We start from the raw sequence: 14,737 nt of genomic DNA on the forward strand, positions 1-14,737 counted from the left end.
ATTTGTATGCAATAAATTTGATTAAAAAATTATAAAAGAGAATAAGCACGCCTGCCGGAGACAGAAAAAAAGGGACGATTTCTCGTCCCTTCCTGTGTGATATATGCAACCTGAGCAATCAGTTACGGCGTTCAAACGCCAGCGCACGTCGCTCTATCAGGCGCATCATCAGGGTCAGTAAACCGTTGACGCACAGATAGACCAGACCGGCGGCCCCAAACACCATCACGTCGTAGGTCCGGCCATACATCAGCTGGCTGTGACCCATCACGTCCATCAGGGTAATGGTGTAAGCGAGCGAGGTACTTTTGAAGACCAGCACCACTTCATTAGAATAGGAGGAGAGTGCACGTTTAAACGCATAGGGCAGCAGAATACGCAGCGTTTGCGCTTTTGACATGCCCAGCGCTTCGCACGATTGCCACTGGCCGGACGGGATCGCCCGCACCGCGCCGGTAAACAGCTGGGTGGTGTACGCCGCACTGTTCAGCGCCAGCGCAAACATCGCGCACAGCCACGGTTGCGAAAGGACTTCCCATAACCACGGGATTTCCCGGATCGACGGAAATTGCCCCGGACCGTAGTAAATCAGAAAGATTTGCACCAGCAGCGGTGTACCGGTGAACAGCGTGATATAGCCTTTCACGATCTGGCTGATGACCGGCAGTTTCAACGTCAGGATCACGGTGAACAGCATTGCCAGCACCAGTGCCACAACCAGTGCGACCACGGTCAGCGTCAGGCTGGTGTGCAATCCTTTCAGGACTTCAGGTAAATATTCCCACATCAGGAAGCACTCCGTTCAAAGCGGGTGGTACGCAGTTCGATTCGTTTGATCACGAACTGGCTGAACAGGGTGACAAGCAGATAAATGCAGGCGGCAATCACGTACCAGGTAAATGGCTCCTGAGTACGGGTCGCGATACTTTTGGTTTGCAACATCAGGTCGTTCACGCTGATAAGCGAGACCAGCGCGGTGTCTTTGAGCAGCACCAGCCATTGATTGCTCAGGCCCGGCAGCGCGTGACGCCACATTTGCGGCATGATCAGACGGAAGAAAATCGCCGCCTTCTTCATCCCTAACACCTGACCGGATTCCCACTGGCCCTGCGGTACGGCTTTCAGCGCGCCGCGCAGGGTCTGCGAGGCATAGGCTGAATAGAGCAGAGACAGGGCGATCACACCACAGACGAACGGGCTGACTTCGAAGTTTTCGATAGGCAACTTGACCGGGATGGCGAACAGCCCGAGGTTGATGCTAAAGCCATCGGCCAGCACCATCAGCAGTTGTGAGGAACCGAAATAGATGAACAGCACCACCAGAATTTCCGGCAAGCCGCGCAGCACGGTAACCCACGCGGTGCCCAGCCAGCTAAGTGGCTTCCACGGCGCAGATTCCCAGACAGCGAAAATCATCGCCAGAACAAGGCCGAGGATCAGCGCACAAACGGCAAGGCCGACGGTCATCCCGGCGGCGCTTACTAAAGGTTGGAATTCATTCATTGATAGGCAAACTTATTGCTGGAACCATTTTGAATACAGCGTCTTGTAAGTGCCGTCAGCTTTTACTTTCGCCAGTGCATCATTCAATTTCGTCAGCAATTCAGTATTGTTCTGACGAACTGCAACGCCCAGACCGGTACCGAAATAGGTCGGGTCGGTGATTTTGTCACCCACGGCGGCAAGGTTTTTATTTTGCTTCAGCCATTCGTTGACCACAGCGGTATCACCAAATACGGCATCCAGACGACCATTTTTCAGATCCAATACGGCATTCTGATAGCTGTCATAAGGCACAGCAGTGATTTCAGGATGTTTATCCATCAGGTATTTCTGATGGGTGGTGCCGTTTTGCATCCCCACACGTTTACCTTTCAGCGACGCGACGTCAGTGAATGTGCCGGAGTGCGCGATGAACAGCGCAGAGTTGTCGTAATACGCATTGGTGAAGGCGACTTGTTTTTCGCGCTCTGGGGTGATGTCCATCCCGGAGATCACCGCGTCAAAACGACGGAATTTCAGGCTTGGGATCAGGCTGTCGAACGCCTGGTTAGTGAAGGTACAGGTGGCCTGCATCTCTTTACACATGGCGTTGGCCAGGTCGACGTCAAAACCCTGGATCTGGTTCTGGGAATCTACAAACTCAAACGGAGGATAAGACGCTTCCATCGCGAAACGGATAGTGTCAGCAGCGCTGGCTGACAAACTGACGGTAGCCAGAACCGCGGCAATTACTAATTTTTTCATCGCTAACTCCGTAGAAAACATCAATTGATGGTTTTATAGACAAAAACATTAATGGGACAGGTAGCTGGCAAACTCTTTGGTTTGCGGCTGCGTAAACACAGAGGCGTCGCCTTGCTCCACGATGCGTCCATTTTCCATGTACACCACGCGGCTGGCGGTTTTACGCGCCACTTCCACTTCGTGGGTCACGATAACTTGTGTGATCCCGGTACCGGCCAGTTCTTTGATGATGCTGACGATTTGGGCGGTAATTTCCGGATCCAGCGCGGCAGTCGGTTCATCAAACAGCAAGACCTGAGGTTCCATCATCAGGGCGCGGGCAATCGCCACACGTTGTTGCTGGCCACCGGAAAGGTGCAGAGGAAAACGGTCGGCGTAGTCGGTCAGTCGCAGACGGGTCAGCAATTTTTTGGCACGCTCCATCGCGACATCTTTTGTCAGACCCAATACACGCATCGGGGCTTCCAGTAAGTTGTCGAGCACGGTGCGGTGTGGCCACAGGTTGTATTGCTGGAAGACCATTCCGACGTTCTGACGCAGTTCGCGGACCGCTTTTTCATCCGGCTTGCGGGTGAAATCGAAGGTGTTACCGGCGATTTGCAATGTGCCTGAACGCGGCATTTCCAGCAGGTTCAGAACACGTAACAGGGAGCTTTTGCCTGCACCACTTGGCCCAAGTAAAACCAGTGTTTCACCAGCGGGGCAGTTGAGCTGGATGTCAAAAAGCGCCTGATGCACGCCGTAGAAGCAGTTGATGCTATTAAGTTGAATACTCATGCGCAAATAGTGAATAGCCATTGATGCCGCAGATGGTAACTTCCACAGCATAGTTATGCAACGATCGCGGGTTAAAAATTATCTGTCGCCGCAGGAATGCCAAAGTGTAGCACAAGATATTGTTGCATCACTGTGACGCAGATGTTGGTCAATGACGTTATTCATCATTAACCAACATTATGCATACGCTTTTTTAGGTTTTTTTCAGGAAACAAACCGGTTACTGATTTTCCAAAACCTGGCGCAACGTGCCGCTGGAGGCAAAATCGAGATCTGCCATATAACGGACGTCATCCACGGTCCAGCATTTGCCTTCACGAACCATCAGCACTTCATCTTTCCACGTTGTGGACGCGCCTTTATCTTTCTCATGTGTGAAGGTCACACGCAGAGGAATATTACGGGCATCGGTGTTGGGAATGGTCGAGGCGCTGTCGACAGACGCAGACGTCGGGCCGTCAAACAGGCTGGAGAACACGTCACCATCGCCGGAGCCGACGCCGGCTTTCTCGTTCGGAGACGCGGCGATATCGACTTTCGGCTGGGATTGCGCTTTCAACAATGCGTCATACAAACCGGTGCTCAGATAAGGGCGATATGCGGCGAGCTGGCTGGAGTTCGGTAACCCGCTGCCGCCTTGTTTGATGCGGAAGTCAAAAAACTGCTGGGCAACCGTGTCCGGGCCGCCATCAATGCACGGTGCCGTGCGGCTGCCGATATCTTTATACGCAGGTTCGACCGTGGTACAGGCACTGAGCATCAATGCCAAAGGGAGGGCGGCGGCAAGAATTTTCTTTTTCATTGTATTCCTTACTGAAAGATTGAACGTTTTCACCATGACTTTCTTTACCATACAGTATAAAAGCGATTTGGCTTAATGCATGGCGAAGAGAAAATGATACGTTTTTTGCCTGCGCATACTTTATGCTGTTCAGGTGCTTTTCTAAGAACCCGGACGAGAACTGATAAGGAATACTCATGCAAATTACGACGACCCCCACGCTCGAAGGTTTTGTCATCGCTGAATACTGCGGCGTGGTCACCGGCGAGGCCATTTTAGGTGCCAATATTTTCCGCGACTTTTTCGCCGGTGTGCGCGATATCGTCGGCGGACGCTCGGGCGCTTATGAGAAAGAGTTGCGAAAAGCCCGTGAGATTGCGTTCAGCGAGCTGGAAGAACAGGCCAAAGAACGCGGTGCCAATGCGGTGGTAGGCGTAGATATTGATTACGAAACCGTTGGCAAAAACGCCAGTATGCTGATGGTCAGCATTTCCGGTACCGCAGTGATTGTGCATCGTAAATGAGGTGCCGTGGCCTGAAAACTGGCGCGTGTGCGGCGCTGTTGCTGATGCTGGCCGGATGTCAGGCCGTCAGCCAGCCTGCGGAAAACGCGCCATTTCGGCTGGAAACCACCCGGCAGGCGCAAGGCGCAGATCAGCGGATCCGCTTTCTGGTCATCCACTACACCGCCGAAGATTTCCACAATGCATTAAATACTCTCACTGATGAACACGTCAGCGCACATTACCTGATCCCGGCCAAACCGCCGCTCGAACAGGGCAAACCGGTGGCCTGGCAACTGGTGCCGGAGGAGATGCGCGCATGGCACGCAGGGGCCAGCGGCTGGCGCGGACGGACCAATCTGAACGACACGTCCGTCGGCATCGAACTGGAAAATAAAGGCTACAGCGTGCATCTGCTGGGCAAGAAATTCTATCCGTTCCCGCAGGCGCAAATTGACCTGCTGGCGGATCTCAGTAAAGAAATTGTGGCGCGATATCAAATTGAACCGCGTAACGTGATTGGCCACAGCGACGTCGCGCCGCAGCGCAAAGACGATCCTGGGCCGCTGTTCCCGTGGCAGCAACTGGCAGAGCGGGGCATCGGCGCATGGCCGGACGCGGCGCGTGTTCAGGCGAATCTGGCAGGGCGCAGCCCGCTACAGCCGGTGAGTCAGGCACCGCTTCTGGCTTTACTGAAAGAGTACGGTTATACGGTAACGGATGACATGACGCCGGAGCAGCAACGCCGGGTGATCGCGGCGTTCCAGATGCATTTCAGGCAGAGTGATTACCGCGGGAATGCCGATGCACAGACCGAAGCAATTGTGCAGGCGCTGTTGCAGCAGTTTCCGGACAGTAGGAGTTAAACCGGCTGGCCCTCGCGGTCAGTCGCGTTTCGGGCCGATACCGTGCAGGCCCTGAAGTTTACCGTGATCGCGCAGCCAGTCCGCGGTGCGGATAATCCCCTGATCGAGCGAAATCACCGGCAGATAGCCCAGTTCTTTCTGCGCACGCTGCGTATCGAGCGTCAGGTCGAAATTGAGCTTCGCCACGCTGTAGTGGGTCAGCACCGGCTCTTTGTGCGAGCTTTTACTCATCCTCTCCATTCCGCGGGCCATCACGTCCAGCACCGGATAAGGCACCGAGCGGATGCGGTATTTGATGTCCAACTGCTCCATCAGCTGCTGCACCATAGTACGCAGCGGTCGCGGTTGCTGATTGGTGATGTTGAAGGCGCGGCCTGACTCGGTGGTGTCAGTCTGCGTCGCCAGCCACATGGCGTGAACGGCGTTCTCAACATAGGTCATGTCCACCAGCGCTTCACCGCCGCGCGGCAGCATCAGTGTGCCGCCGTATTTCAACATTTGCAGCAGACGCGGCAGCAGCACGTTGTCGTGCGGGCCGAAAATCCCCTGCGGGCGCAAAATGGTGAAATGGGTTTGCGGATTAGACATCGCCAGCGTATGGATCACCTGTTCGCCGGCAGCTTTACTGCGGGCAAAGGAATTCGCAAAGCGGTGAGGGCGGAAGTCTTCCTGAATATCGCGGTGATGATGGAAATCGAAATAGATCGCCGGTGACGAGATATGGACGAAGTTTTCGACGCCGTAGGCCGCCGACCATTCTCCCAGACGCCGCGTGGCGCGGACATTAGCCAGTTCAAATTCCTTTTCACTGCCCCACGGCGACATCAGCCCTGAACAATGCCAGACGGTGTCGATATCCGCGAGCAGGGCTTTGGCCTGCGATGAGACCAACGTGGTGAGATCGGCGTGAATAAACTCCGCGCCGATTTTCTGCAAAAGTGAACCCATCGCGGCATTGCGACCCGTCGCTCTGACGCTGATGCCTTTATTTCGCAGAAACTCAACCGCGTTACGCCCAAGACCGCTGCTGGCGCCGGTAACCAAAACTCTCATAAACAGGCCAATGCCTTCATAAACAGAGAAAAATTGTTGTTCGCTTCGGGGAGAATGCACCCATGAGCAATAAGGGTGCCATTCTTTCGTGAATTTGTGCGGCTTGCAATGGGAAAGGGCGTGAGTAATGTCTGAAAGCGCGTTAAATAACCCTTCAACGCCCGCAGCGATCTTTCTGTCGCGCGAGGCTGGCAATGCGCTTCGCCATCCCACGAAAAATAAACTGATGAGCGGGCATCATACTAAACCAGTAGATCAGGCCGCGGAACCCCGCCGGATGCCACCAGGCGCGCACATCAAGACTGCGGCTTTCACCATTGTTGGTGATGGTGAAGGTTAAACGCCCGAGTCCCGGCGCTTTCATCCCGAAGAGCAGTGCCAGTTCGCGCTGGGGTTTCAGGCCGATGACTTTCCAGCCATCAATTTTATCACCTAATTTCAGAAATTCGCGGTCGGGGCGGCCATACTTTACGCCGCCGCCGAGTAAATCATCCATACGCGCCCGCGTTTTCCATAAGCCGTTGGCATAGAAATAGCCTTCGCGCCCGCCCAGCTGTTGCACCACCTGCCACAATGCCGCTTTCGAGGCCGAGGTTTCCAGCGTAAATCCGGCCTGCTTGGGGTAAAAGCCGTAGCCCGGACGCCACCGTTCACGAGCGTCGGCATCGTATCCCCAGTCCGGTGAATCCATCACCTGATGCTCTTCTTTTTCCAGCGTACTGCGGATGGCCTCATCAACAGAGATAAGTTCCTGCGGGATAAGCGATTGTAACTCTGCGCTGTCTGCGGGGAGATCGTGGTTCAGCCCCTGAATCAGCGCTTTGGCGAGCGGCGTCGGTACTGAGGTGATCAGGCTGAGAAAATAGACGGAAATAAATGACGTCGGCATCGGAATGGGGATCAGCCAGCGACGTTTTCCACTCATGGCAATAAAGCGTTCAAACAGCGTCTGATAGCTGATGTACTCTGGCCCGGCGGCTTCCAGTATACGGTTTTCGTTGGCGGGCAAGGTCACCAGACCGCGCAGATAGACCAGCAGATTCTCCAGCGCCAACGGCGAGGATTTGGAGCGTACCCAGCGCGGCGGCGTCAACACCGGCAGGTTATAGACCATGTCGCGCATCACTTCGAACGCGGCAGACCCTGCGCCGATGACAATACCCGCACGTAACTCGGTGACCGGAATATTGCTCATGCGCAGTAAATCACCGGTCAGCTTACGCGCCTGTAAATGCGGGGAATCGCTGTCTTGCGGCTGCATTGAGCCAAGATAGACAATGTGTTTAATCGACGAGTCTTTCAGCGCCAGCAAGGTATGCTGCGCGGCCTGCCGCTCTTTCTCCAGCAGATCGTCGTCTTCGGTCATGGCGTGAACCAGATACACCAGCACTTCTGCGTCTTCGAACGCGGCGGCCAGCGTTTTACTCTGGTAGACGTCGGCAAAACAGCAGCGGACGTTTTGCCATTTCTGTTGTTGCAGCCATTCAAGGCGACGCGCGGCGGCAGTGACCTTAAAACCGTGCTGGCTCAGGTGGGCAGTCAGGTGCTGGCCAATATATCCGCTGGCACCGAGTATGACGATCCGTGGCATGTGCATAATCCGTTTTGCTAAAGGTCTGATGAATCATGAAATTGCGGCGATAATTCTCTTGTTATCGCCGCAGGCAGGGCGATGTCAGGCGTGGTGGTGCAGGAATTCCTGCCACAGGGCGACAACTTTTTGCAGGTCTTCACGGCTGATGTCGATGTGCGTCAGTACGCGGGTCAGCGGACCGGCGCTGATGATCACACCGCGCTCACGCATCCACGGACCCATTTTTTCGGCCAGTTCTGCGCTCTGTCTGATGTACAGCACGTTAGTCTGCGCACCGGGTTCGGCGATTTCCACGCCCAGTCTGGTCAGCTCTTCAGCCAGCCACTGCGCGTTGTCGTGATCGTCTTTCAGACGTTCCACGTTATTTTCCAGCGCATAAATAGCCGCAGCGGCCAGAATGCCTGACTGACGCATGCCGCCACCGGTCATTTTGCGCCAGCGGTTAGCGCGGTGAATATATTCTTTGCTGCCGACCAGCAGTGAGCCTATCGGTGCGCCCAGACCTTTGGAAAGACAGATGGTCAGGGTATCGCAGTATTGGGTGATTTCGCAAAGCTCAACGCCCTGAGCTACGGCGGCATTCATGATGCGCGCACCGTCGATATGCAGCGCCAGCCCTTTTTCGCGGGTGAACGCGTAGGCTTTTTGCAGATAATCGAGCGGAAGCACTTTGCCGCTGTGCGTGTTTTCAAGGCTCAGCAGGCGGGTGCGGGCGAAATGAATATCATCGGGTTTAATGGCGGCGGCGATTTTGTCCAGCGGAATGGAACCGTCGGCGGCCATATCCAGCGGCTGTGGCTGAATGCTGCCGAGCACCGCAGCGCCACCGGCTTCATACATGTAATTATGGGCTTTCTGGCCGACGATATATTCTTCGCCGCGCTGACAGTGAGTCAGTAATGCCACCAGATTGGCCTGGGTGCCGGTGGGTAAAAACAGCGCAGCTTCTTTACCACACAGTTTTGCCGCCATGTCCTGTAAAGCATTTACCGTCGGGTCATCGCCGTAGACATCATCGCCGACTTCAGCGCGGGCCATCGCCTGACGCATAGCTTCACTGGGGCGGGTTACGGTATCACTGCGTAAATCGATCAACGTCGGCTTCCTTCTGCTGGATGAATGTTAAGTGCAGGAAAAGGCGAGCGACAAACGCCCGCCTGATTCTCCACTATAGCCCCGTCGGGGTTATCGCAGCCAGTTGGTTTTTGCCAGTTCGACGACTTCGTCACCCCGGCCGCTTATCACCGCGCGCAGCATATAAAGGCTGAAGCCTTTGGCCTGCTCAAATTTGATTTGCGGCGGCATCGCCAGTTCTTCGGTTGCGGTGACGACATCCACCAGCACTGGCCCTTCGTAGGCGAAGGCGTCCTGCAAGGCAGCATCAACGTCAGAGGCTTTCTCCACGCGGATCCCTTTGATACCCGCAGCTTCGGCCATGGCGGCGAAATTCGGATTTTTCAGCTCGGTGCCGTCGGTCAGGTAGCCACCGGCTTTCATTTCCATCGCCACAAATCCCAGTACGCTGTTGTTGAAAATGACGATTTTCACCGGCAGTTTTTGCTGTGCCAGCGTCAGGAAATCCCCCATCAGCATGGAGAAACCACCGTCACCGCACAGCGCCACTACCTGACGTGAGCGGTCGACAGCCTGCGCGCCAATCGCCTGTGGCATGGCGTTGGCCATCGATCCGTGGTTAAACGATCCCAGCAGACGGCGCTGACCGTTCATTTGCAGATACCGGCACGCCCAGACAGTAGGGGTGCCGACGTCGCAGGTAAATACGGCATCGGACGCGGCAAACCGGCTGATTTGCTGTGCCAGATATTGCGGATGGATCGCCTGCTTGTCGTTTGGCGTCGCCAGCGAATCGAGATCCTTACGCGCTTCCTCGTAATGTTTGAGCGCTTTGTCGAGGAACTTGCGTTCGCTTTTCGGTTGCAGCTGCGGCAGGAGCGCAGTGAGGGTGGATTTAATATCGCCCACCAGCGCCATATCAACGTGACAATGCGAACCGATGCTGCCGGGATTAATGTCGATCTGGATGATTTTGGCGTCAGTCGGATAAAACGCGCGATACGGGAACTGCGTGCCGAGCAGGATCAGCGTGTCGGCATTCATCATGGCGTGGAAACCGGAGGAGAAACCTATCAGCCCGGTCATGCCGACGCTGTACGGGTTATCCCATTCGATATGTTCTTTGCCACGCAGCGCATGAACGACCGGCGCTTTCAGTGTTTCTGCCAGACGGATCACTTCATCGTGTGCACCTGCGCAGCCGCTGCCGCACATCATGGTGATATTAGTGGCGCCGTTCAGCAGTTCCGCCAGTTTTGCAAGCTCGGTGGGCTGCGGGATAACTCGCGGCAGCACCGGCGGGTACCAGCCAATTTTGGCATCTTCTGGCGCCGGTTTCAGCGCCACGTCGCCTGGTAAAACAATCACCGACACCCCACGGTTTAGGATCGCTTTGCGCATGGCAATAGCCAGCACCTGCGGCAGCTGTTCGGGGTTGGTCACCATTTCACAATAGTGGCTGCATTCGCGGAAAAGTTCGGTCGGATGGGTTTCCTGAAAATATCCGCTGCCTATTTCGCTGGATGGAATGTGGGCGGCAATCGCCACCACCGGTACGTGATTGCGGTGGCAGTCAAACAGGCCGTTGATCAGATGCAGGTTACCCGGCCCGCAGGATCCGGCGCAGACCGCCAGTTCACCGGTGATCTGTGCTTCGGCACCGGCGGCAAATGCGGCGACTTCTTCATGGCGCGTGCCCAGCCATTCGATAGTTCCCATGCGGTTGAGGCTGTCGCTTAACCCGTTGAGTGAATCCCCGGTGACGCCCCAGATGCGTTTTACGCCTGCGGCTTCCAAAGTTTTGGCTAAATAAGACGCTACGCTCTCTTTCATTCTGTGTTCCCTCAGTTAATCATCAAAAATGAATGCGTTAATCATAGTCCATGAATTCGCGGTGACATTTTCGCGGTGAATGACAGAGGTTAAACCATACAAAATTAGGCAGAGGAGGGGGGTGAAGATTTGTAAATATGCCCGCACAGACTGTAAAAAGTCATGAGCGGGCAGGGGCTTGCGGGGATCAGGCGAGGGTGACGTCACCCTCAAGCTGACAGCTGCAGGCCAGCACATAACCCTGTGAGACTTCTTCGTCAGTCAGCGTCATGCGGCTGGTGGTCTGATAATCACCGCTGAGTACGCGGGTTTTGCAGCTCCCGCAGACACCGGCGCGACAGGCTGCGGTTACCGGCAGCTTGTGTTGCTCCATGGCTGCCAGCAACGTAGTGCCGACGGCAACACGATAATTGGCCAGCGGCGTCAGGCGGGTCAGCGTCAGGATCCTTTCATCTGATACGTCCATTTCTGTTGCCTGAAACTGTTCTTTGACGATATTTTCCGTCGCAGCGCCCAGCTCCGCCGTCCAGTTTCCGGCCAGCGTCATATACGGCGCAGGGCCGCAAATCATCACACGCCGTGAGAGGATGTCCGGCACCTGACTTTGCAGGAGATCCTGACTCAGACGCCCGGCGATCTGGCCCGGCAGCGCATCCTGCTCTGCCAAAATGATCAGTTTCAGCTGCGGATACTGCGCGTCCAGTCGTTGCCATTCGGCAGCGAAAATCACATCCTGCGGGCTGCGTACACTGTAAAAGACGTGTACGTTTTGCGCCGGGCAGTTCGCCAGCACGTCGCGCGCAATGGACATCACTGGCGTCACGCCGCAGCCTGCGGCGAGCAGCAACAGCGGTTGTGCGGTGTCGCAGGTAAATTCACCCTGTGCGTCTGAAAGCCAGACATAGTCGCCCGTTTTCAATTGCTGCGTCAGCCAGCCGGAACCGCTGCCACCGCTGATGCGTCGCACTGTCAGCTGAATAAACGGGCTGAGGCCGGGCGTGGAGGAAAGTGTATACGCCCGCTGCACGTCGCCGCGGGGGCCAATATTCACCAGCGCAAACTGGCCCGGGCGATAGTCATAAACGTCATGAGTGAGGAGCGAAATCGTCCACACATCAGGCGTTTCCTGCGTGACGGAATGCACCTGCATCCGGTTCTGACACAGCGCAGTCGGCTGATCGGGAAATAACGGAAAGTTCATCGTGGTTTACTCCGCCAGCATAGTGTGCAAATCCTGCTCCACCGAGGTGATCGCCCGCAGACCGAATTTCTCATTCAGCACTGCCAGCAGATTATCGGTGAGGAAGGCGGGCGCGGTCGGGCCGGTGGCGATATTCTTCACGCCCAGCGACAGCAGGGTCAGCAGGATCACAATGGCTTTTTGCTCAAACCACGACAGGACCAGACTCAGCGGCAGCTCATTTACGCCACACCCCAGTTTTTCTGCCAGATTCACCGCCAGAATAATGGCGGAATAAGCATCGTTACACTGGCCGACGTCCAGCAGGCGCGGCAGCCCTTCAATGGTGCCGAAGTCCAGTTTGTTGAAACGGTATTTGCCGCAGGCCAGCGTCATGATCAGGCAATCTTTCGGCACGCTGACTGCCAGATCGGTGAAATAACTGCGCTCGCTGCGGCTGCCATCGCATCCGCCAATGAGGAAGATGTGGCGCAGTTTTTTGGCGGCGACGAGATCAATGACCGTATCCGCCGCGCTAAGTAAGGTCTGGCGGCCAAAGCCGACGGTAATTTCCTGCTCAATTTCACTGTAGCGGAAGCCCGGCAACTGCAACGCCTGGGCGATAACCGCCGCGAAATCTTCCCCTTCGAGATGCTGTACACCCGGCCAGCCGACGATACTGCGCGTCCAGATGCGGTCGCCATAATTGCCGACGTTGGGATCGATAATGCAGTTGGAGGTCATCACTACCGGACCGGGGAATTTCGCAAATTCCACCTGCTGATTTTGCCAGCCGCTGCCGTAGTTTCCGGCCAGATGCGGATACTTTTTCAGCTCAGGGTAGCCGTGTGCAGGCAGCATTTCGCCGTGGGTGTAAATGTTAATACCCGTACCGGCGGTTTGCTCGAGCAGCATCTGCAGATCTTTCAGGTCGTGGCCGGAAATTAGAATCGCCTTGCCTGCCAGCGGACGGACATTCACGGAGGTCGGCTGCGGGTGTCCGTAAGCGTCAGTTTCGCCTTTATCCAGAATAGCCATCACGCTGAAATTCATCTTGCCGATAGCCATGGCGTTGTCCAGCAGCTCGCCCATGTCCGCCGGTTGGGTGCCGAGCCACGCCATCAGGCGGTGATATTCTGCGTAAATCGCCACGTCCGCCTGGCCGAGGACGTGCGCGTGTTCCATGTAGGCCGCCGCGCCCTTCAGGCCGTAAAGACACAACATCCGCAGGCCGTGAATGTCGTCGCCCACGCGCGCTTTGTCGTCGTTCAGCGCAAACTGCTGCGCCTGCTGTTGCAGATCGCTCAGACTGTTGCTCACCAGTTCCAGTGCGGCCAGCGGATGATCGACGGAGATTTCAGGATCCATCAGGCGGCAGCGCACCCGTAAAGATTCGCGATGGATAATCGCGTCACGGGCGTAACCGACGATACGGTCTGAGTCGAAATTAACGTTAGTCAGCGTGGAGAAAAAGGCGCGCGGGGCGAAGCTGTCGATCTCTTCATCGACGATGCCGTAACCACGCGCCGTCAGCGTCCAGGCTGACAAGCCCTGAAGCACGGCTACCAGTAAGTCTTGTAAATCAGAGGTTTCTGCCGTTTTTCCGCACATTCCCTGCGCATACGCGCAGCCATTGCCCGCCGGGGTACGGACTGTTTGTTCACATTGCACACAAAACATTTTTAGGTCCTTTTTTAAAGTTGCATTTGAAATGCTTGTTTTAAAATAAGACTAAGACCGGCAGGCTCAGAAATGAAGCGTTTTTAAGACAATGTGAGGCAGAGTTGATTTATCGCAAGTTTTTGGCTGGGCTGAAAAGGGAGGTTCCCGCCGCAAAGTGCCGCGGGAAGGCAGGGCATCAGGCGGAGAAAAAGGCCATCAGCACCGGAGATAACAGGCTGAGTACGAAGCCGTGAACGACCGCAGGCGGTACCATGTCCAGCCCGCCGCTGCGCTGTAAGACCGGCAGAGTGAAGTCCATGGACGTCGCGCCGCACAGGCCGAGCGCGGTGGAACGGCTGCTGCGCACTAAGGTCGGGATCAGCATGATGGCGCAGAGTTCGCGCGCCAGATCGTTAAAGAACGCCGCGCTGCCAATGACCGGCCCGAACGAGTCAGTCAGCACGATACCCGAAAGCGAATACCAGCCGTAACCGGAGGCCAGCGCCAGCCCGGTTTTCAACGGCAAGCCGAGAAGCAGTGCGGCAACCGCCCCGCCAATCAGAGCGCTTAACGCCACCACCAACGCGACGATAATGCCGCGACGATTCAGGATGATCTGGCGTAGCGTCATACTGCTGTTACGTAGCTGAATGCCCACCAGCGCCAGCAGGAACAGCAGTGCGATTTCACTGGCCTGTGAGGCGAAGGTCAGCCAATGCCACTCCGTCAGACCGAGCGCGAAGCCGCCAATCACTACGCCGCACAATTTAAGTGACTCAAGCGCCATGTGTAAACGCGACGGTAGTTTTTCCTGTTTAAACTGGGTCTTCCAGGGACGGCGACGTTCGAGCAGCCACAGTGCGGCGTAGTTCATCACGAAGATACACAGAAAACAGACGGTGGCGTATTTGAAAATCAGCAGTAAATTGGTGCTGAGATTATCCAGGAAGGCCAGGCTGATGCCCATAATGAACAGAATGACGTACACCATCCAGCTCAGCATCTGGTTAACAATGTGCAGCAGCGACCGGTTTTTGACCGGAATAAGGTAACCGACGATGAGCGGCAAAAGAATAATTAACAGGCCGGAATACATGAGGTAAAAATCCCTGAAAAGTGAGGTTCCATGAGAGGAGCGCGGCACAGAAAATACCGCCCGTCACGCTA

General features: G+C 55.6%; 14 protein-coding genes. 2 read left to right on the top strand and 12 right to left on the bottom strand.

Annotated elements, in window-relative coordinates; genetic code table 11:
- Positions 1 to 118: 118 nt before the first annotated feature.
- The 5 genes from artM to ACMHLI_RS04315 form a co-directional block, all read right to left on the bottom strand.
- Entirely contained in the window at positions 119 to 787 is a 669-nt protein-coding gene (artM, locus tag ACMHLI_RS04295; RefSeq protein WP_112166430.1) for an arginine ABC transporter permease ArtM, read from the bottom strand.
- A complete protein-coding gene (gene artQ / locus ACMHLI_RS04300; protein ID WP_413528402.1) occupies positions 787 to 1,503 on the bottom strand; it encodes an arginine ABC transporter permease ArtQ in 717 nt (238 codons plus the stop codon). Before artQ ends, artM begins: the two co-directional genes overlap by 1 nt.
- A 12-nt stretch (positions 1,504 to 1,515) precedes the next feature.
- Positions 1,516 to 2,247 (bottom strand): arginine ABC transporter substrate-binding protein, encoded by a 732-nt coding sequence (artJ, locus tag ACMHLI_RS04305; protein WP_413528403.1) that lies wholly within the window; start codon positions 2,245 to 2,247, stop codon positions 1,516 to 1,518.
- Between the two features lie 48 nt (positions 2,248 to 2,295).
- Positions 2,296 to 3,024 (bottom strand): arginine ABC transporter ATP-binding protein ArtP, encoded by a 729-nt coding sequence (artP, locus tag ACMHLI_RS04310; RefSeq protein WP_413528477.1) that lies wholly within the window; start codon positions 3,022 to 3,024, stop codon positions 2,296 to 2,298.
- Positions 3,025 to 3,244: 220 nt separating this feature from the next.
- Positions 3,245 to 3,826 (bottom strand): lipoprotein, encoded by a 582-nt coding sequence (locus ACMHLI_RS04315; protein ID WP_413528404.1) that lies wholly within the window; start codon positions 3,824 to 3,826, stop codon positions 3,245 to 3,247.
- A 176-nt stretch (positions 3,827 to 4,002) separates the two neighbouring features.
- Between ACMHLI_RS04315 and ACMHLI_RS04320 the strand changes: the two genes are divergently transcribed.
- A complete protein-coding gene (locus ACMHLI_RS04320) occupies positions 4,003 to 4,329 on the top strand; it encodes a heavy metal-binding domain-containing protein (protein WP_112166422.1) in 327 nt (108 codons plus the stop codon).
- Positions 4,326 to 5,174 carry an N-acetylmuramoyl-L-alanine amidase gene (locus ACMHLI_RS04325; RefSeq protein ID WP_413528405.1) on the top strand — a complete coding sequence of 283 codons (849 nt, stop codon included), beginning with the start codon at positions 4,326 to 4,328 and terminating at the stop codon, positions 5,172 to 5,174. Before ACMHLI_RS04320 ends, ACMHLI_RS04325 begins: the two co-directional genes overlap by 4 nt.
- Before the next feature lie 18 nt (positions 5,175 to 5,192).
- On the opposite strand, the gene ACMHLI_RS04330 is transcribed toward ACMHLI_RS04325, so the two are convergent.
- From ACMHLI_RS04330 to ACMHLI_RS04360, 7 genes are all read right to left on the bottom strand, one after another.
- Complete coding sequence (locus tag ACMHLI_RS04330; protein ID WP_112166420.1) at positions 5,193 to 6,227, bottom strand: NAD-dependent epimerase/dehydratase family protein; 1,035 nt, start codon at positions 6,225 to 6,227, stop codon at positions 5,193 to 5,195.
- Between the two features lie 154 nt (positions 6,228 to 6,381).
- On the bottom strand, positions 6,382 to 7,824 hold the full coding sequence (locus ACMHLI_RS04335; protein ID WP_413528406.1) for a DUF2867 domain-containing protein: 1,443 nt from the start codon (positions 7,822 to 7,824) through the stop codon (positions 6,382 to 6,384).
- 78 nt (positions 7,825 to 7,902) lie between these two features.
- The gene (gene ltaE, locus ACMHLI_RS04340) at positions 7,903 to 8,916 is read right to left on the bottom strand and encodes a low-specificity L-threonine aldolase (protein ID WP_413528407.1); all 1,014 of its coding nucleotides are present in this window, start codon (positions 8,914 to 8,916) and stop codon (positions 7,903 to 7,905) included.
- Positions 8,917 to 9,006: 90 nt separating this feature from the next.
- A complete protein-coding gene (poxB, locus tag ACMHLI_RS04345; RefSeq protein WP_413528408.1) occupies positions 9,007 to 10,728 on the bottom strand; it encodes a ubiquinone-dependent pyruvate dehydrogenase in 1,722 nt (573 codons plus the stop codon).
- A 187-nt stretch (positions 10,729 to 10,915) separates the two neighbouring features.
- A complete protein-coding gene (gene hcr, locus ACMHLI_RS04350) occupies positions 10,916 to 11,929 on the bottom strand; it encodes an NADH oxidoreductase (RefSeq protein ID WP_413528409.1) in 1,014 nt (337 codons plus the stop codon).
- A 6-nt stretch (positions 11,930 to 11,935) separates the two neighbouring features.
- Positions 11,936 to 13,588 carry a hydroxylamine reductase gene (gene hcp, locus ACMHLI_RS04355; protein WP_413528410.1) on the bottom strand — a complete coding sequence of 551 codons (1,653 nt, stop codon included), beginning with the start codon at positions 13,586 to 13,588 and terminating at the stop codon, positions 11,936 to 11,938.
- A 178-nt stretch (positions 13,589 to 13,766) separates the two neighbouring features.
- Positions 13,767 to 14,666 carry a lysine exporter LysO family protein gene (locus tag ACMHLI_RS04360; protein WP_413528411.1) on the bottom strand — a complete coding sequence of 300 codons (900 nt, stop codon included), beginning with the start codon at positions 14,664 to 14,666 and terminating at the stop codon, positions 13,767 to 13,769.
- Positions 14,667 to 14,737 lie beyond the last annotated feature (71 nt).

Origin of the sequence: Rahnella inusitata, assembly GCF_965118895.1 — a bacterium.
Taxonomy (GTDB): Bacteria; Pseudomonadota; Gammaproteobacteria; order Enterobacterales; family Enterobacteriaceae; genus Rahnella; species Rahnella inusitata_A.